At 61.8% G+C, this 15610-nt stretch carries 22 protein-coding genes; 19 read left to right on the top strand and 3 right to left on the bottom strand.

Annotated elements, in window-relative coordinates; translation table 11 throughout:
• Positions 1–47 precede the first annotated feature (47 nt).
• From AB3X99_RS40060 to AB3X99_RS40030, 7 genes are all read left to right on the top strand, one after another.
• On the top strand, positions 48–1220 hold the full coding sequence (locus tag AB3X99_RS40060) for a phage tail sheath protein (RefSeq protein ID WP_368661969.1): 1173 nt from the start codon (positions 48–50) through the stop codon (positions 1218–1220).
• A 16-nt stretch (positions 1221–1236) separates the two neighbouring features.
• Positions 1237–1746: a phage major tail tube protein gene (locus tag AB3X99_RS40055; protein WP_028206607.1), complete on the top strand. Its 510-nt coding sequence runs from the start codon at positions 1237–1239 to the stop codon at positions 1744–1746.
• Between the two features lie 163 nt (positions 1747–1909).
• A complete protein-coding gene (locus AB3X99_RS40050) occupies positions 1910–2230 on the top strand; it encodes a phage tail assembly protein (RefSeq protein ID WP_368661993.1) in 321 nt (106 codons plus the stop codon).
• A gap of 32 nt (positions 2231–2262) precedes the next feature.
• Entirely contained in the window at positions 2263–2379 is a 117-nt protein-coding gene (locus AB3X99_RS40045) for a GpE family phage tail protein (RefSeq protein WP_028206605.1), read from the top strand.
• A 6-nt stretch (positions 2380–2385) separates the two neighbouring features.
• Positions 2386–5040 carry a phage tail tape measure protein gene (locus AB3X99_RS40040; protein ID WP_368661968.1) on the top strand — a complete coding sequence of 885 codons (2655 nt, stop codon included), beginning with the start codon at positions 2386–2388 and terminating at the stop codon, positions 5038–5040.
• Positions 5041–5054: 14 nt separating this feature from the next.
• Positions 5055–5480: a phage tail protein gene (locus AB3X99_RS40035; RefSeq protein ID WP_368661967.1), complete on the top strand. Its 426-nt coding sequence runs from the start codon at positions 5055–5057 to the stop codon at positions 5478–5480.
• The gene (locus tag AB3X99_RS40030) at positions 5477–6514 is read left to right on the top strand and encodes a phage late control D family protein (RefSeq protein WP_368661966.1); all 1038 of its coding nucleotides are present in this window, start codon (positions 5477–5479) and stop codon (positions 6512–6514) included. The genes AB3X99_RS40035 and AB3X99_RS40030 overlap by 4 nt, the downstream gene beginning before the upstream one ends.
• A 48-nt stretch (positions 6515–6562) precedes the next feature.
• On the opposite strand, the gene AB3X99_RS40025 is transcribed toward AB3X99_RS40030, so the two are convergent.
• From AB3X99_RS40025 to AB3X99_RS40015, 3 genes are all read right to left on the bottom strand, one after another.
• Positions 6563–7327 (bottom strand): hypothetical protein, encoded by a 765-nt coding sequence (locus tag AB3X99_RS40025; RefSeq protein ID WP_368661965.1) that lies wholly within the window; start codon positions 7325–7327, stop codon positions 6563–6565.
• A gap of 139 nt (positions 7328–7466) precedes the next feature.
• Positions 7467–8186, bottom strand: coding sequence for an alpha/beta hydrolase (locus AB3X99_RS40020; RefSeq protein ID WP_368661964.1), 720 nt, complete (start codon positions 8184–8186; stop codon positions 7467–7469).
• Between the two features lie 48 nt (positions 8187–8234).
• Entirely contained in the window at positions 8235–8672 is a 438-nt protein-coding gene (locus AB3X99_RS40015) for a transcriptional regulator (protein ID WP_368661963.1), read from the bottom strand.
• Positions 8673–8754: 82 nt separating this feature from the next.
• Between AB3X99_RS40015 and AB3X99_RS40010 the strand changes: the two genes are divergently transcribed.
• The 12 genes from AB3X99_RS40010 to AB3X99_RS39955 all read left to right on the top strand — a co-directional run bounded on the left by AB3X99_RS40010 (position 8755) and on the right by AB3X99_RS39955 (position 15487).
• Positions 8755–8991 (top strand): hypothetical protein, encoded by a 237-nt coding sequence (locus AB3X99_RS40010; RefSeq protein WP_368661962.1) that lies wholly within the window; start codon positions 8755–8757, stop codon positions 8989–8991.
• Positions 8992–8994: 3 nt separating this feature from the next.
• The gene (locus AB3X99_RS40005) at positions 8995–9291 is read left to right on the top strand and encodes a hypothetical protein (protein ID WP_035514218.1); all 297 of its coding nucleotides are present in this window, start codon (positions 8995–8997) and stop codon (positions 9289–9291) included.
• Positions 9279–9527 (top strand): ogr/Delta-like zinc finger family protein, encoded by a 249-nt coding sequence (locus tag AB3X99_RS40000; protein ID WP_028206598.1) that lies wholly within the window; start codon positions 9279–9281, stop codon positions 9525–9527. The genes AB3X99_RS40005 and AB3X99_RS40000 overlap by 13 nt, the downstream gene beginning before the upstream one ends.
• Positions 9528–9612: 85 nt before the next feature.
• The gene (locus tag AB3X99_RS39995; protein WP_028206597.1) at positions 9613–9825 is read left to right on the top strand and encodes a hypothetical protein; all 213 of its coding nucleotides are present in this window, start codon (positions 9613–9615) and stop codon (positions 9823–9825) included.
• Positions 9826–9829: 4 nt separating this feature from the next.
• Positions 9830–10030 carry a hypothetical protein gene (locus AB3X99_RS39990; RefSeq protein ID WP_368661961.1) on the top strand — a complete coding sequence of 67 codons (201 nt, stop codon included), beginning with the start codon at positions 9830–9832 and terminating at the stop codon, positions 10028–10030.
• A 47-nt stretch (positions 10031–10077) separates the two neighbouring features.
• Complete coding sequence (locus tag AB3X99_RS39985) at positions 10078–10272, top strand: hypothetical protein (RefSeq protein WP_368661960.1); 195 nt, start codon at positions 10078–10080, stop codon at positions 10270–10272.
• 4 nt (positions 10273–10276) lie between these two features.
• Complete coding sequence (locus AB3X99_RS39980; RefSeq protein WP_368661959.1) at positions 10277–10645, top strand: hypothetical protein; 369 nt, start codon at positions 10277–10279, stop codon at positions 10643–10645.
• Positions 10642–10896, top strand: coding sequence for a hypothetical protein (locus tag AB3X99_RS39975; RefSeq protein ID WP_368661958.1), 255 nt, complete (start codon positions 10642–10644; stop codon positions 10894–10896). Before AB3X99_RS39980 ends, AB3X99_RS39975 begins: the two co-directional genes overlap by 4 nt.
• Positions 10897–10907: 11 nt before the next feature.
• On the top strand, positions 10908–13700 hold the full coding sequence (locus AB3X99_RS39970) for a toprim domain-containing protein (protein WP_368661957.1): 2793 nt from the start codon (positions 10908–10910) through the stop codon (positions 13698–13700).
• Complete coding sequence (locus tag AB3X99_RS39965) at positions 13697–14092, top strand: hypothetical protein (RefSeq protein ID WP_368661956.1); 396 nt, start codon at positions 13697–13699, stop codon at positions 14090–14092. The genes AB3X99_RS39970 and AB3X99_RS39965 overlap by 4 nt, the downstream gene beginning before the upstream one ends.
• An 85-nt stretch (positions 14093–14177) precedes the next feature.
• On the top strand, positions 14178–14459 hold the full coding sequence (locus AB3X99_RS39960) for a DUF4224 domain-containing protein (protein WP_368661955.1): 282 nt from the start codon (positions 14178–14180) through the stop codon (positions 14457–14459).
• Positions 14459–15487 (top strand): tyrosine-type recombinase/integrase, encoded by a 1029-nt coding sequence (locus AB3X99_RS39955; protein ID WP_368661954.1) that lies wholly within the window; start codon positions 14459–14461, stop codon positions 15485–15487. Before AB3X99_RS39960 ends, AB3X99_RS39955 begins: the two co-directional genes overlap by 1 nt.
• Positions 15488–15610 lie beyond the last annotated feature (123 nt).

The following is a 15610-nucleotide window of genomic DNA, read 5'->3' as shown; positions in this document are numbered from 1 at the left end:
TCGCGAGCTGCACCCCGCCCTTTCACTGCCCCTAACGAGGATTGCACATGGCAACTGACTACCACCACGGCGTACGCGTTCTAGAGATCAACGAAGGCACGCGCCCGATTAAAACCGTATCCACGGCCGTTGTCGGCCTCGTGGCGACCGGCCTCGATGCCGACAAGGATATGTTTCCGCTCGATACGCCCGTGCTCGTGACGAACGTACAAGCGGCACTCGGCAAGGCCGGCGACAAGGGCACGCTCGCGCGCTCGCTCGACGCTATCTCGGCGCAAACGAAGCCCGTCACGATCGTCGTGCGCGTCGCAGAGGGTAGCGACGACGCGGCGACGACGAGCAACGTGATCGGCAAGACCGACACGAGCGGCCGTTTTACCGGCATGCAAGCACTGCTCGCCGCGCAATCGCGCCTCGGCGTCAAACCGCGCATTCTCGGCGCGCCTGGCCTCGACACGCAACCTGTCGCGACGGCATTCGGCACGCTCGCGCAAAAACTGCGCGGGTTCGCCTATGTGTCGGCGAATGGCTGCGAAACGAAGGAAGCGGCGACCACGTACCGCAAGCAATTCAGCCAACGCGAAATGATGGTCCTGTGGCCGGATTTCGTGGGCTGGAACACGAGCACGAACGCATACGACACGGTTGACGCGACGGCGATCGCGCTGGGCCTGCGCGCCAAGATCGACGAGGAAACGGGCTGGCACAAGACGCTCTCGAATGTCGGCGTCAACGGCGTCACGGGTATCAGCCGCGATGTTTTCTGGGACTTGCAAGACCCGGCGACCGATGCGGGCTATCTGAACGAGCAACAGGTGACGACGCTCATCAACTCGAAAGGTTACCGTTTTTGGGGGTCGCGAACCTGTTCGGACGATCCGCTGTTCGCGTTCGAGAACTACACGCGCACCGCGCAAGTGCTCGCCGACACGATGGCCGAGGCGCACATGCTGTATGTCGACAAGGATCTACACCCGTCGCTCGTGCGCGACATGATCGAGAGCATCAATGCGAAATTCCGCGAGCTGATTCGCAACGGCTACCTCATCGGCGGCGAAGCATGGTTCGACGAAAGCGCGAACGACAAGGATTCGCTCAAGGCCGGCAAGCTCGCGATCGATTACGACTATACGCCCGTGCCGCCGATCGAAAACCTGATGCTGCGCCAACGCATCACCGACCGTTACCTCGCCGATTTCGCCTCGCGCATCTCGGCCTAACCAGGAGCAACACAACATGGCACTGCCGAAAAAGCTCAAGGCGTTCAACCTGTTTCACAACGGCGAGAATTTCGTCGGACAGGTTGCCGAAGTCACGCCCCCGAAGCTGACTCGAAAGATGGAAGCGTATCGGGGCGGCGGCATGAATGGTCCGATCGATATCGATCAAGGGCAAGAGGCGATCGCGCTCGAATGGACGTGCGGCGGCCTCATGCGTTCGGTTATCGCGCAATACGGCATCACCACGCATGACGGCGTGCAACTGCGCTTTGCCGGCGCATACCGCGCCGAGGACACGGCAAAGCCCGACGCCGTTGAAATCGTCGTGCGCGGCCGTCACAAGGAACTCGACTTCGGAAGCGCGAAACCCGGCGACGATACCTCGTTCAAGGTTTCGACCTCGTGCAGCTATTACAAGCTGTCCGTCAATGGCGAAACGCTCGTCGAAATCGACCTCATCAACATGATCGAGAAGGTCAACGGCGCGGACCTGCTTTCCGAGCTGCGCAACGCGATCGGCCTGTAACCGGCCGGCGCTGCCCTGCCCCGCGTGCCTGGTCGACGTACCGGGCACGCACACCACCAGAACAGAGAACGAAATGACCGAACAAGCCATGCACTCGCACCACATCACCGACGCCGGCCACTCGCACGGCATCACCAACCCCGGCCATTCACACAGCCACGGCATCACCGACCCCGGCCATTCGCACAGCGTCGCGCCGGCGGTACAACCGAAGGCGAACACGGTCACGCTCGACTACCCGATCGAGCGCAACGGCGGGCAGTCGATCGGCGAAATCACGCTGCGCAAGCCGGCCGCCGGCGAGTTGCGCGGCACGTCGCTTAACGCGCTCGTGAACCTCGATGTTGACGCGCTCGGCAAGGTATTGCCGCGCATCTCGTCGCCGACGCTCACCGAATTCGACGTGCAGCAGCTCGACCCGGCCGACCTCGTTCAATTGGGGGTTGTGTTCGCCGGTTTTTTGCTGCCGAAGCGTGCTCAGTAGAGCACGGCATACCCGATAGGGTCGAAGAAGCGATGGCCGATATCGCGACGGTTTTCACGGGCTGGACACCTCGCGATATGCACGACTTTACCCTCGTGGAATTGGCCGAATGGCGCGAGCGCGCGCGAGCACGAAGCGGAACGGAATAGAACACAATGGCAAACGGTAGCGACCTCAAATTGCGCGTGCTGTTCGACATGATCGACGGCGCGACGAAGCCCCTCAAAAACATCATGGCGGGTAACAAGGGCCTCGCAAAGTCGCTGAAAGAGTCGCGCGACGAACTCACGCGACTCCAGAAGGCGCACAAGGACGTTACCGGGTTCCGCGAAATGGCCGCCGGCCTCAACCGCACCAAGCGCGAATTGACCGACGCAAACGCGCACGTCAAGGCACTAGCCGCCGGCCTGCGCGCGAGCGGCCCGCCGAGCCGTCAAATGATCGCCGACTTTGAGAAGGCGAAAAGCGCGACGGCGAAGCTCGCGACCGCGCACCGTGCGCAAACCTTGGGCCTTAACGAGCTGCGCACGCAGCTCGGCGGCGCTGGCATCAATACGCGCAACCTCGCGCAGCATGAACGCGAGCTGCGCGCGAGCATCGCCGCGACGAGCGGCACGATCGACGGGCAAGTGTCGAAGCTCGAACAGCTCACGCAGCGCGAAAAGGCGATGGCCAGCGCGCGCGCGAAAATGGGCAAGCTGCAAGGAACCGCGGCGAATATGGCCGTCGCCGGCTATGCAGCGAAGGCGGCCGGCTCGCACATCATCGGCGACCTGTCTGAAACGCTCGATCAATCGAAGGCCTTCGAAAGCGAAGCCGTGCGCATCAAGGCGCTCGGCCTGGGCGATCACGCGACGGCCGACGCCGTGAAGTATGCGAAGGCGATGAAGCAAATGGGGACGAGCACGACGGATAACCTCACGCTCATGCGCGACTCGCTGACGATTTTCGCCGACGAGCACCATGCGCAAATGGTGATGCCGACGCTCGCAAAAATGAAATTCACCAACGAAGCATTGTTCGGCGCGGAGGACGGGCACGCGAACGAAGAGAAGTTTATGAACATGCTCAAGGTGATCGAGCTGCGCGGCGGCACCAAGGACGAAGCGACGTTTAAGGACGAAGCGAACATGGTGCAAAAGGTGATTACCGCGACCGGCGGCCGCGTCGGCGGCGATCAATGGATGCAGTTCATTCAAACCGGCGGCGTCGCGGCGAAACAGATGCGCAAGGACGCATTTTTCTATCAGATGGAGCCGCTTATTCAGGAAATGGGCGGCCACGCTGTCGGCACGGGCCTTATGTCGGCCTATAACAACGTCTACCAGGGCAAGACGACCGTCAAGGCCGCGCGCGAGCTGGTCGGCCTCGGCCTCATCTCGAAAGACGGCGTTGAGTACAACAAGATGGGCCAGGTCAACCACTTCAAGACGGGCGCGCTCAAGGGTAGCGACATCCTGAAGGCGTCGCCGCTCGAATGGATGGAAAAGGTACTGCTTCCCCAGCTCGCCGCGAAGGGCGTCACCGATCCGAACAAGATCAAGGACACGATCGCAACGATTTTCACCAATCGCACCGCTGCAAACCTGTTTACGACGATGTACATGCAGCGCGATCAAATCCACAAAAACGAACGGCTCAACGCCGGCGCTGACGGCATCGACGAAGGGGCTGAGAAGGCGAGCCAGATGACGCAAGGCCGCGAACTTGAAGCGCTCGCGCAAATCCGCGACCTCAAGCTCGAAATCGGCCAGAAAGTTTCGCCGATCTATAACGCCGGCCTGTCGCTCACGGCCGGCCTGCTCGATAGCGTCACGGGTTTCATGAAAGAGCACAGCACGGCCGCACAAGTCGTGCTCGTGACGCTTGCCGCGCTCGCCGCGATGCTCGTCGGCGGCGGCATGTTTACGATTGCGCTGGCCGGCGTGCTCGGCCCGCTCGCGCTTGTTAAATTCAGCATGACGGCGCTCGGCATGCAAGGCGGCATCCTTTCGCGCGTGCTCGCCATGCAGGCGGGCGCGTGGCGATTCCTCGGCCGCTCTGCCATGCTCGCCGGCCGCGCGATGCTGATGAACCCGATCGGCCTCGCGATCACGGCGATCGCTGTCGGCGCGTATCTGATCTATCGATACTGGGAGCCGATCAAGGCATTTTTCGCCGGACTGTGGGGCGACATTCAACAGGCGTTCGCCGGCGGCCTTTCGGGTATCGGCGCGCTCATCGTCAACTGGTCCCCGCTCGGCCTGTTTTATCAGGCATTCGCGGGCGTGCTGCGCTGGTTAGGCGTCGACATGCCGGCGAAGTTTTCGGAGTTTGGCTCGAATCTGATTTCAGGCCTCGTCAACGGCATCACGAACGGCCTCGGAACCGTGAAAGAAGCGATCACCAACGTCGCGAGCAATACCGTCACATGGTTCAAGGAAAAGCTCGGCATTCATAGCCCGTCGCGCGTCTTCGGCGAGCTGGGTGGATTCATCTCGCAAGGCGCGGCGATCGGCATGGAAGCCGAGCAAGGGCGTATCGCGAAAGCGGCGATCGGCCTCGCGACGCTCGCGGCGACCTCGTTCGGCGGCACAGGAGCCGCACAGGCCGCCGGCGGCCCCGGCGTAGCCATTGATACCCGACCGGCCCTGCAAGCCCGCCAGGCGGCCGGAATTGCGGCCGGCGTGGCATCGGCGGCCGGCGGCGATCAATACATTTTCCATATCACCGGCTCAGACCCGAAGGAAATAGCGAATCAGGTGCGGCAAGCGATCGAGCAAATCGAGCGCAAGAAGGCCTCGCGCGCAAGCTCGCGCCTGTCGGATTAACTGGAGACTTCGAAATGATGATGGCCCTCGGGCAGTTCGTTTTCAGCCTGTCCACCCTCGCCTATCAAGAGCTGCAACGGCGCACGAGCTGGAAGCATCGCAACACCCCGCGCGTCGGCGGCCGTGATGCGCGGCAATACACCGGCCAGGGCGACGACGCGATCACCATGACGGGATGGTTTGCCCCCGACCAAGGTATCGGCAAGCTGTCGTCGCTGACCGAGCTGCGCAGCATGGGCGATGATGGCGACGCCTTTGCGCTCGTCGACGGCGCCGGCAACGTGTACGGCGCATTCGTGATCGAAGGCCTCGACGAAGGGCAATCGCTGCACCAGAAGGACGGCACGCCGAGGCGCGTCGAATTCACGTTGAGCCTCATGCGCGTCGACGATGGCCTCGTAAAAACAAAAACCGAGCCGGCGAAGGACGAGGCGAAATGAAACAGCCGACCCCGATCTATCAAATCACGCTCGCCGGAAAAGACCTGACGAGCAAGATCGAGCCGCGCCTTGTGAGCCTGTCGATCGTCGAGTCGCGCGGCGAAGAGGCCGACACGCTGACTCTCACGCTCGACGACTCAGACGGCAAGCTCGCGATCCCGAAGCGCGGCGAAGTCGTGCGCGTATCGATCGGATGGGCCGACACGGGCCTCGTCGACAAGGGCTCTTTCACGATCAACGAAGTCGAACACGCCGGCGCACCGGACACGATCACGCTACAGGCGCGATCGGCCTCGATGACGAACGCCATGAGCGAGCGAAAGGAAAAGAGCTGGCACGGCGAGACGATCGGCGCGATCGTACGCAAGATCGCCGGCGCGCACAACCTCAAGGCGGCCGTGGCCGACGCGCTCGCGAAAGTCGTGATCGCGCACATCGATCAAACGCACGAGTCTGATATGTCGTTTCTCACGCGCGTCGCGAGGCGATACGACGCCGTGATGAACGTGAAGGATTCGCACCTGCTTTTCATGCCGATCGGACACGGCACGAGCGCGAGCGGCAAGGCGCTCACGTCTATCGAGCTGACGCGCCGCGAAGGCGACCGGCACCGTTACCACGTATCGGAGCGCGAGAACTATGCCGGCGTGCGTGCGTTCTATCACGCGACCGGACGCGCGAAGCGCAAATCTGTCGTCGTCGGCGGCGAGAACAATCACAGCATCAAGGTTTTGCCCGAGACATACCCGACCGAGGCCGAGGCGCGCGCCGCTGCAACGGCCGAACTCAACCGCACGCAGCGAAGCCAGGCGACCATGAGTTACACGCTCGCGCTCGGCCGGCCCGACCTTTACCCGGAAGTGCCCGTCTATCTCAACGGGTTCAAGCCCGACATAGACAACGAATCATGGCTCGTGAAAAAGGTACGGCACGAGCTGAGTGACGCGGGCTATACGTGCGAACTCGACCTAGAAGTGCGCGACGATCCGACGAGCGACCGGCACCGCTCGAACTTCAGGAAGCCGGGCAAGTGATGAAACTGCGCCGATGCCGTCAATCGAAGGCCTCGGCGCTTGACTGCATCAAGCGGCGATGCCGCCTTGCCAACGCGCCTCGAACGGCGCAATTTTCTGCCTCATGACAACCTGAGTTGCAAAGTCGGCATCATCGGGTATCGGCTCCCAAAAGAATTGGCTCTGAAATAGCGGGATAGCGTTGAATTTTCGCGACTTGAAAAACGGCCCGCGATTGCGCTTGAATTCGCTGTATCGATCACCCTTGAATCTTTTGTCGATAGCCGAGAACGGCAGGACTCTTTCCGCGATGTCGGAAACCGGCGTTTCCGCTGCCTGCGCCTTGAAGCTGGCGAAGGCGTCGAACTGATCGCAACAAATGACCTGTATCGCCGTTTCTGGCATGCCGTAGCGTTGCGCCCAAAGCACATGCCAACCGGATTCGACCTCGCTGACGAAGTCAAACAATCGCTCGCTCAGAATGTAGGCGTCTGATTCGATATGGATGATTTTTTGCACGCCAACGGCACGGGCAATTTCGATGGAGTGGAAAAAGCTTCTCCACCAACCCGGATACTCCGCCACACCTTGACGGCCTAGATTGTTCGGAAATCGAACTAGAACGTTGCTGCCTGCCGAGTACCGAATCGGATCGGTATGAGAGACGGTTTCGATAGTCGCACTAGGGGGCGTGAAGGGCGATCCATCATCAATCATGAATTTCATTGCATCTGCGACGGGCGAACGGTTGTAGTAGTTCAGCCACCGCAAATAACGTTCGTCCCATGCTTTCTCGTCTTTGATGAAGCTCGTACAAAAGATGATGGGTTGCACTGCGCAGCCTCCTTAGTTGGACGGCGCGCATTATCCCACGTTGAAAGTTTTAAGAAAGACAATCGAAAGCATATTTAAAGCAAGATTTGATCGACGCGTGGGAGACGCGGGCCGCGTAGCTCGCTATCTCATCCGATATTTAGTCCCGTCCGCCTGAAGCAAGCGGCTGCCATTCGGCGGGGTGGTCTCCCGTTGCCGCGCAACGCTGCCGGAGACCTTCCTGTCTAACGATGCTGCCTATCGTGTAGCGAGTGCCCGCATATTCGCAATGCGGCGTCGGCGTGACTGCCTGGGGTTGGGACTCATGGCTCGGGCGATGCACCACCCAGGCGACTGCGGCAAACACGCCCATTGATGCAATGACGGCGAGGCAAATCGGAAGCCAAGAGGTTCGCATCGTATGTTTCGGCAAAGGCGTGAATGGGGAGTGCGAGCCGGGCGGCACCGAAGCGGCAAAGCCGGGATGGTGCTGTGCTGGAGCGATCGGCGAAGAGACGGCTGGAAATGACTCGCCGCCTTCGGACAACGCGGGCGGCGGCGCCGTCTGATCGGCTGTTCCATTGCGTAGCCACCCGTCGAGATAGCGCATTACGCGTTCAAACAGGTCTCGTGGCAACTCGTCCATGCTCTGGAACTTGAAACAAGTCATCAGACGCCGATACACAATGAGTTTTTCGACGCCAGTCCTCTCTTCGAGCTCGAAGACCTTCGCCGCAATCGCTCGCCGCTGTCGGTCGCTAATGTATCGCTTCGATTCCTCTCCGCTATGGAGATGGATATTTACGTTGGCTTGTGCGTTACTGGACTTCACATCTCGGCCGGCAACCTGCCCGACCTCCCCGGTGAACTTCTGCACCATCGACTTCTTGTTCTCCTACGGCTGGTCCTGCCGTATTGCGTGGTTCGCTCAGTCGCTTTCGCTGTTTTGCTTCTTACGCGCCTTGCTTGAACCCATGTTGATCGTGAAGGCGCCGGTTACGTCGCCGCTCACTTGCTGGCCAACGTTCGCGCCCCTGAAATCCTGCTGGAATTTGCTCGGCACCGTGCCCGCAGCAAGTGCACCAAGCGCAGCAGCACGAACGGCCTCAGGTGCATCGCGATATCGCTGCACAAGGTCAGACTCATCGGTGGAAAGGTCGGACGTGTTGCGGCGCCCGGTAACGATATAGAGCACGTCGACCCCGGCCGTTTCGATCGAGGCGAGATAAGCGGCATCCGGCAGGCGCTCATCTTTCTCATACCGGAGCTGCGCCTGCTTGCCAATGCCGCCCAGCGTCGCAAGCTCAACTTGGCTCAGCCGGAGCCGTTGCCGCTCTTCCCGCAATCGCGCGCCAATAGATTCCATTTGGACACCAAATTCGTTGACAGGTACCCAAATGGGTACTAGCATTACAGTTGTGCAAGGTTAATGACAGGAAGTATACGACATGCTTCGTAAAAAGCCCCCCATCACTCGCTCCCCGCGAGGCGTGCTGTCGAGCAAGCCGGTTTACATGCGGCTCATGCCCGATGAGCGCCGCACTCTCGAAGAACTCTCCGCGTCGCTTAACAGATCAACCTCTAGCGTTGCGCGCCTGATCTACCTCGAAGGCGTTGAGCAGTACCAAGCCAAAGTTACCGGCTCGGACGCGCAAGCGCACTCAAATACTATTGCAGGGCATTGAACCATGCGGAGCCCTGCCCTCATTGAACCGTCGCTGCGCCAAGCGCTGCACGGCCCGAAGCGTCAAGACGTGCAAGCCGCACTCGGTTGGGACGATTCGCAAGTCAGCCGCTTCCTGAGCGGCGGGCAAGGCGTTGTCATCGACAAGATTGACACGCTCGTTGCTGCCGTCGGCTTCGTTCTCGTTACGCGCAAATACCTCGACGCCGTGGCCACGCTCGGCGAGGTGGGTGTGCACTGTGAATGCGCCCGTCGCGGCTATGGCGAATGCGGTCCAGGGAGGTCGTCATGCGAATCCTGAACCGCTGCCCCCACTGCCGCACACGCGCCACCGCGCGCAGCAGCCGCGAAATGTCACTGACTTTTCGCGAAGTCACGTACCAATGCAACAGCCCCGAGTGCGGTCACACCTACGTGGTGAACATGGAATTCGCCCGCACGCTGTCGCCATCGGCAACACCCAATTTGACGCTGAACTTGCCGCTCTCGCCGCACGTGCGCGAACGCCTCGCGCAACAACTCGAGCTGCCCGTCTAGCGCTCTAACCAGCATCCACTGTTTTCCCTCGCATCGTGCCTTAGCGGCGCGAGGGACTTTTTTTGCCCAAAGAAAGGAGATTCGCATGGCCACACTTGCCGCTACGCCAATCGTTATGCCGTTCGATCCGGCAAGCCTTCCGCTGGAACTGCGTCGCGATTACCTGCAGACGCTTTGGAGTGCCGACGTCGACCCATTCGTTTTTGTCGGCACCGCGCGCCGTCTCGGATACGTGCTCGGCTGCCGATGGGATGCCGACGCTGGTATGCCCGTACTCAACCCGATCGTCCTGCATTGATGGCATGCGCACGCCCCTCACGGAGTTCGAACTGCGCGCGGCATGGCATCGCCTGCGCATGGTCGGCGACTTCGAAATGTCCATGCGCAACCGCGCCGTCCGCGTTGTCGTCGAATCCGCCGCGCGTGCGATGCAGGCCCGCGAGCAGATGCGCATGCGCAATTCGATCGACGCGAAGCGACTCGCAGCTAACGACGACGACTGATGTATCCGCGCTGTCCGGCGGCGCATCGTCTCTGGAGCAATCTCATCATGAAAACCTGCATTTTCAGCATCGGCGTGTTGCTGATGCTCGGCTTCTCTTTCACCGGCATGGCTCTCACCACCGGGGGCATTCTTCGCCAGCTCAAGTTGCGGAATGCGCCGCTGCTGTCGCTGGCGCTCGCGGCCTGTGCGCTCATCGCACTGATTACCACGCTGGCTTGGTCTGTTCCGCCTCGGGGGTGAAGCAATGAACGCCACAAACACACCGGTCATTCGATACGAACTGCTTACGTCTGCAGGCCTGCGCACCGTCACAGGTGAGCACGTCGTCATACCGAACAACGCTGGCGCCACGTTCGGTATCCATGCCGAGCGCCACCTTACGGACGGCCACCCTGAGAAGTGGATCGTCACTCACCTCGCCTCGGGAATGCAGAGCGGCATGGGTGCGACGCGAACCAGCGCGATCACGCAGGCGACGACGAACCTTGAGCGCCATCGCCACCGCCTTCGGCAGATGCTCGACGAGGCGACGATCGCACGTGCCGGTTTTCAGTTCGCTACGTGCCAGTTCGAGCGCAACCGCCTCGAATTACTCGGGGAGAAATACAAATGACACCCGCCGCTCACACCACGCCGGATGACGCGGCATTGCTTGCCGCGATAAAGGCAGCCGCCGAAACGCTTCGGTTCGACAACCGGCCAGGCAGCCTCCAGCGTCAATGCACGCTCGGCCTGTTTGTCGCCGCGCTAAGCGACCAGCTTGCCTTTGCATTCCCCGCATCTGCCGGCGCCCTGCATGCCCTCGTGTTCAGCCCGTCGACAAGCGGTAACCCGGCTGAAACATCCAAGCAGCAACCTCTGTAACACATGTAACGATGGCCACAATTGACGAACTGAAACAGCGAATTGATCTGCACGACCTTGCAGACCGCCTCGGCCTCAAGCGCGGACGTGGCGGCGACCGTGCGCTCTACCATTCGCCGCTGCACGATGACAGGAGCCCGTCACTGTCGATCTACGTGAATCACCCGAAGCACGGAACGGGCTGGCGCGACCACAGCGCCAATGTGGGTGGCTCCTGTATCGACCTCGTGATGCACGTTCGCGGCAGCACTGTCGCCGACGCTGTGCGCTACCTGCACGACGCCTACGGCATTCCGGCCGACCGTCCCGAATCGGGCGAGCGCCGCGAGAAATCGACCATCGAATACATAGCCGACCGGTGTTTCGCCGAACGTGACCGCGTGCGCGAATATCTCGGCAGTCGCGGCATCTCGGCCGAAGCGATCGACGCGGCGATCGCGGCCCGCTCGATCGGCTTCAACATGTGGGCGAGCCCTAAGATCGCCGCGGGCGAGGTCGGCCACGGCGGGCCGGCCGCCGCGTTCATCGTGCGCGCGCCGGGCGAGGCCCGTGTCGTCGCGGTCGACATGCGCTATCTCGACCCCGCGCAGAACGGCGGCGTCAAAACCCAGACGCAGGGCGATAAATCCGGCTACTTCTGGACCGCCGACGCCCGCCGGCTTGGCAAGGCCCGGCGCGTGGTCGTCGTCGAAAGCGCGATCAACGCGCTGTCGATCGACACTTGCGCGATGCCTGGCGTCGCATCGCTCGCGCTGCGCGGCCTCGCCAACGTCGACGCCGTCGACTTTTCGTCGCTGCGTGGCAGACAGGTCGTCGTCTGCCTGGACAACGACGAACCGTTCGCGGACGGCCACCCGCGCGCCGGTCACCGCCCTGGCCCCGAAGCGGCATGGGCGCTCTATGAAAGGCTTACGGCGCTCAACATCAGCGCTGTGCTCGTAGACCAGGCCGAGTGGCTTGCCGATCTCGCAGACGGCGAAAAGACACGTCACCCCATCAACGACGTGAACGACTATTTGCAGCTGCGCGGCGCCGCCGAACTGGCGCGAGCACTCGAACAGATCGAGCCGTGGCTCATCGCCGGTATGCCCGGCGATGCGACACGCCGAGGCCGGCCGCGCATCTTCCTGCCGTCGCACGACTTCGCGCAGTACTGGCGCTTTCGCGTGCGTCCCGACTTCACGAGCTACATCACGAAGATGGACCGGAACGAGGAATCGGGAGTCGAGACGCCGGTAACGACTGACCTGTGCGGCTTCCGCATCGCCGCCATCAGCCGCGTGTCCGTCGCGAGCGCAACGTCGACTATGACGGGCGATGCCGACCAGGCACCTACCGTCTATTTCGCGGTATCGGTGCAGGCCCCGCGACACGGTGCGCAGCTCATCCGCCGCGTGATGCTCGACGACCAGCTCCACAACGTCGACCAGTGGGGCAAGTTCGGCCCGATTTGGGCGCCGGCGCCGTTCAAGCGCATGGTGAACATTCTGGAACGCGGCGCCGACCTCGGCGCGCGGCAGGCCGCGAACTTCGTCGGGCTCGCATGGCGCGACGGCCGCCTGATCGTGAACGAAGGGCCGGACTGCTACTTCACCGAAGCCGACAAGCAGTGCCCGTATCACAACCTGACGTTCCCGAGCGGGCCAATCGGCGACGCGCGCCGCGTCATCACGGCGTACCAAGCGACATTCAAACAGAACGCGGCCACCATCCCGCTCGTGTGGGCACTCGGCGGCCACCTGAAGGCCCTGCTCGGCTTCTGGCCGCACATCACAATCCAGGCGAACAAGGGAGCGGGCAAGTCCACGCTCATCAAGCGCCTCGAGCGCTCGCTGGCGTTCACGATGTTTTCGGGGCAGTCGCTGCAGACGGAATTCCGGCTGCTCACCAGCATCAGCCACACCAGCCACCCGGTCGGATGGGAAGAGCTGTCGGCCCGCCGGCAGGACGTGATCGACAAGGCGGTCGGGCTGCTGCAGGAGAACTATCAGTACACGGTGACGCGCCGCGGTAGCGACATGACGGAATACCTGTTGTGCGCGCCCGTGATGCTGGCCGGCGAGGATGTGCCTGTGCGCAGCCTGCTCGGCAAGCTCGTGCGCACGACGCTCACCGGCAAGCGTGGCCCGCTGTTGCCCGACGAGCTGCCGCGCTTCCCGCTCCGGCAGTGGCTCGAATTCCTCGCTGGCCTCGACAAGCGCGCCGTGCTCGACCAATACGCAGCGCTGCTCGGCAAGGCGCTCGCCAACTGCCGGGCGAGCGGCCAGGACGACGGCGCCAAGCGCATGGCCGGCAACTATGCGGCCGTCGCACTCGCCTGGCGCTACCTGTGCGAGTTCGCCGGCATGGACGCGAGCGAAGGCGATTTCCCGCGCGACCTGCTGACCGAGATGAACGGCCACATCGCCGAGACGAGCGCCGACCGCGAGCCGTGGGTCTGGATCATGGAAACCGTCCTTTCCGAGATCGACGGCGGCAACTACAAGCACCCTTTTACCTTCGACACGGTCGACGGCGAGTTCTGCCTTCTGCTGCGCACGGGCCACGTGATGGATCACATCGCCCACACCAGTGCGCTGCGCGACAAGTGGAACGGTCTGCCGGTGAAGTCCGATCGTGTATTCAAGGCGCAACTCAAGCACGCGGGTGTCGTCGTCGGCGAGAAGGAAGTCGAGCGGCGTATCTACACCCGCCGCGTCCCGTACCTCACGCCGGTTTCACTCGGGCGTCTCGCTGCGTTCGGGCTGCACGTTTCGGTACGCGAGGACCTGGCGACCGACGCCCTACAGGGAGGCCACGCGTGAAGCTCCAATCATCATGGCAACGACCGGGCAACGACCCGGCAGTAGAACAAGGCGAGTTTCGTCGCTGGCAGCGGACAGGCAGCGCAGAAAACCCGTGGATTTCTGGACGGTGCGCGCCTAAGTCCTTGATTCCTGAAGCGAGTGCCGCCACGAGTCACACCGGATTTGCCACGAGTCATGTGGCTTTTGCCATGAGTCTGTTTTCGACGCTGGCCGGCGACGCCCCTTTCTTTCCTCTCTCCAATTCATTGAAAAAGAAGAAGAAAGAATACGAGGAAGGGCAAGAAATCAGCCAACACCTCGTGCCACGAGTCGGGGCTGTTTCGCCATCAGTCGCGCACGCTGCCTATTTTTTGGGCCATGAGTTTTCCGGGGGTGCCATGGGTGAATGATGGCAACTGGTGGCACGACAAATCTTTAAGAATCAGTCAGTTAAGGTTCATATCGCGCAAACCATCAATCCACGAGTTGCGCTGCGTGTACCTCCTTTTCGCGATGAAGATGACCATGCAACAATATTCCGGCTGCGGCGGCATGTATCTCGGCCGCCAAGAACTGCGCGAATTAACCGGCACACCGATTCGTATGCGTCAAATCCTGTGGCTCGTGCAACAGGGATGGCCGCATGTGGTCGACGTCCACGGCCGCGTGTTGGTCGCACGCACTTTTCACGATAAACGGATGGGCATCATCGATTCGAAGCTCGCGCGTACTCCCCGGACCGCAGTAAGCACACCGCTCAACCTTGGCGCAGTGTGATGGGACGCCGGGCACAAATTCCAGGCGCAATCCCGCGCCTCCGCACACGCAAGAACGCCAACGGCGCTCTGCGCTACTACTACGACCATGGTGAAATCGAGGGGCGTCGCTTTCTGGAACCGCTCGGCCCAGATCGCGTCGTGGCGCTCCAACGATGGGCTGAGCTGGAAGGCAGACGTGTGCCGACGTCCGAAGTCACACGGCACACGTTCGCCATGCTCGACCGCGAGTATCGGCTGAGGGAACTGCCGCAAAAATCGACCGCGACGCGCCGCATGTACGACCTGTTCCTTTCCCGGCTGGCAGGCGTCATCGGCGACCGCGAGCTCGACACCCTGAAACCGGCCGACGTGGCGAGTATTTGGCGAGCCACCGCGGAGAAGCGCGGCATCGTCACAGCGAATCGAACCAAAGCAGTCCTCTCGCTCGCCCTGAATTGCGCACGGCTGTGGGGAATGATGACGATCGCGAACCCATGCGCCGGAGTGCGTGGGAAGAAAGAGAGCGGTCGCCAGGACGTGCTGATTGACGATGAGCTGTATGCGTCCGTCCATGCCGTGGCCGACGAGCCCTTGCGCAATGCGATGGACCTGGCCGACCTGTGCGCACAACGGCCGGCGGATATCCTGGGCGTACAGCGCTCGAACATCGTGAAGGGCAACCTCATCTTTCGGACGCGCAAAACGGGCGCCTTCGTCACGATCCAGATCACCGGCGAACTCGCGAACCTGATCGACCGCCTGCTCGCCTGGCGCGGTTCGAAAGTCGACGTCTCCCCATATCTGTTGCGTGACGAAGAAGGCTATCCGCTAACGAAGGGCCAGTTGCGGTCACGGTTCGATAAGGCCCGCGATAAGGCGGGCATCGACAAGACGAAATTTCAGTTCCGCGACCTTCGCGCGCGCGGCGTGACGCACAAGACGATCGACGAGGGACTAGAGGCGGGGCAACGCTTGGCGGGCCACAGCGGACCCGGCATGACGGCACGCTACGTGCGCGGTACGCGCCCCGTAAAACCCTCGCGTTGATGAATTTTGGAAACGCGGAGGGTGTTTTGGAAACGGCAAGGGGCTACGCAAACATCGCGTAACCCCTTGCTGTGTATGGTGCCGGCTGCAGGACTCGAACCCGCCACCTGATGATTACAAATC

This window comes from Paraburkholderia sp. BR10882 (assembly GCF_040948855.1).
In the GTDB taxonomy this organism is placed as follows: Bacteria; Pseudomonadota; Gammaproteobacteria; order Burkholderiales; family Burkholderiaceae; genus Paraburkholderia; species Paraburkholderia nodosa_A.
The sequence above is the reverse complement of the archived record's forward strand: the minus strand, read 5'-3'. Positions and strand labels throughout refer to the sequence as shown.

Bases quoted from the DNA above. Each gene is read 5' to 3' on its own strand.
- AB3X99_RS40060 (WP_368661969.1), top strand. From the start codon at position 48: ATGGCAACTGACTACCACCACGGCGTACGCGTTCTAGAGATCAACGAA.
- AB3X99_RS40055 (WP_028206607.1), top strand. From the start codon at position 1,237: ATGGCACTGCCGAAAAAGCTCAAGGCGTTCAACCTGTTTCACAACGGC.
- AB3X99_RS40045 (WP_028206605.1), top strand. From the start codon at position 2,263: ATGGCCGATATCGCGACGGTTTTCACGGGCTGGACACCTCGCGATATG.
- AB3X99_RS40040 (WP_368661968.1), top strand. From the start codon at position 2,386: ATGGCAAACGGTAGCGACCTCAAATTGCGCGTGCTGTTCGACATGATC.
- AB3X99_RS40035 (WP_368661967.1), top strand. From the start codon at position 5,055: ATGATGATGGCCCTCGGGCAGTTCGTTTTCAGCCTGTCCACCCTCGCC.
- AB3X99_RS40030 (WP_368661966.1), top strand. From the start codon at position 5,477: ATGAAACAGCCGACCCCGATCTATCAAATCACGCTCGCCGGAAAAGAC.
- AB3X99_RS40020 (WP_368661964.1), bottom strand. From the start codon at position 8,186: ATGGTGCAGAAGTTCACCGGGGAGGTCGGGCAGGTTGCCGGCCGAGAT.
- AB3X99_RS40015 (WP_368661963.1), bottom strand. From the start codon at position 8,672: ATGGAATCTATTGGCGCGCGATTGCGGGAAGAGCGGCAACGGCTCCGG.
- AB3X99_RS40010 (WP_368661962.1), top strand. From the start codon at position 8,755: ATGCTTCGTAAAAAGCCCCCCATCACTCGCTCCCCGCGAGGCGTGCTG.
- AB3X99_RS40005 (WP_035514218.1), top strand. From the start codon at position 8,995: ATGCGGAGCCCTGCCCTCATTGAACCGTCGCTGCGCCAAGCGCTGCAC.
- AB3X99_RS40000 (WP_028206598.1), top strand. From the start codon at position 9,279: ATGCGAATCCTGAACCGCTGCCCCCACTGCCGCACACGCGCCACCGCG.
- AB3X99_RS39995 (WP_028206597.1), top strand. From the start codon at position 9,613: ATGGCCACACTTGCCGCTACGCCAATCGTTATGCCGTTCGATCCGGCA.
- AB3X99_RS39990 (WP_368661961.1), top strand. From the start codon at position 9,830: ATGCGCACGCCCCTCACGGAGTTCGAACTGCGCGCGGCATGGCATCGC.
- AB3X99_RS39985 (WP_368661960.1), top strand. From the start codon at position 10,078: ATGAAAACCTGCATTTTCAGCATCGGCGTGTTGCTGATGCTCGGCTTC.
- AB3X99_RS39980 (WP_368661959.1), top strand. From the start codon at position 10,277: ATGAACGCCACAAACACACCGGTCATTCGATACGAACTGCTTACGTCT.
- AB3X99_RS39975 (WP_368661958.1), top strand. From the start codon at position 10,642: ATGACACCCGCCGCTCACACCACGCCGGATGACGCGGCATTGCTTGCC.
- AB3X99_RS39970 (WP_368661957.1), top strand. From the start codon at position 10,908: ATGGCCACAATTGACGAACTGAAACAGCGAATTGATCTGCACGACCTT.
- AB3X99_RS39955 (WP_368661954.1), top strand. From the start codon at position 14,459: ATGGGACGCCGGGCACAAATTCCAGGCGCAATCCCGCGCCTCCGCACA.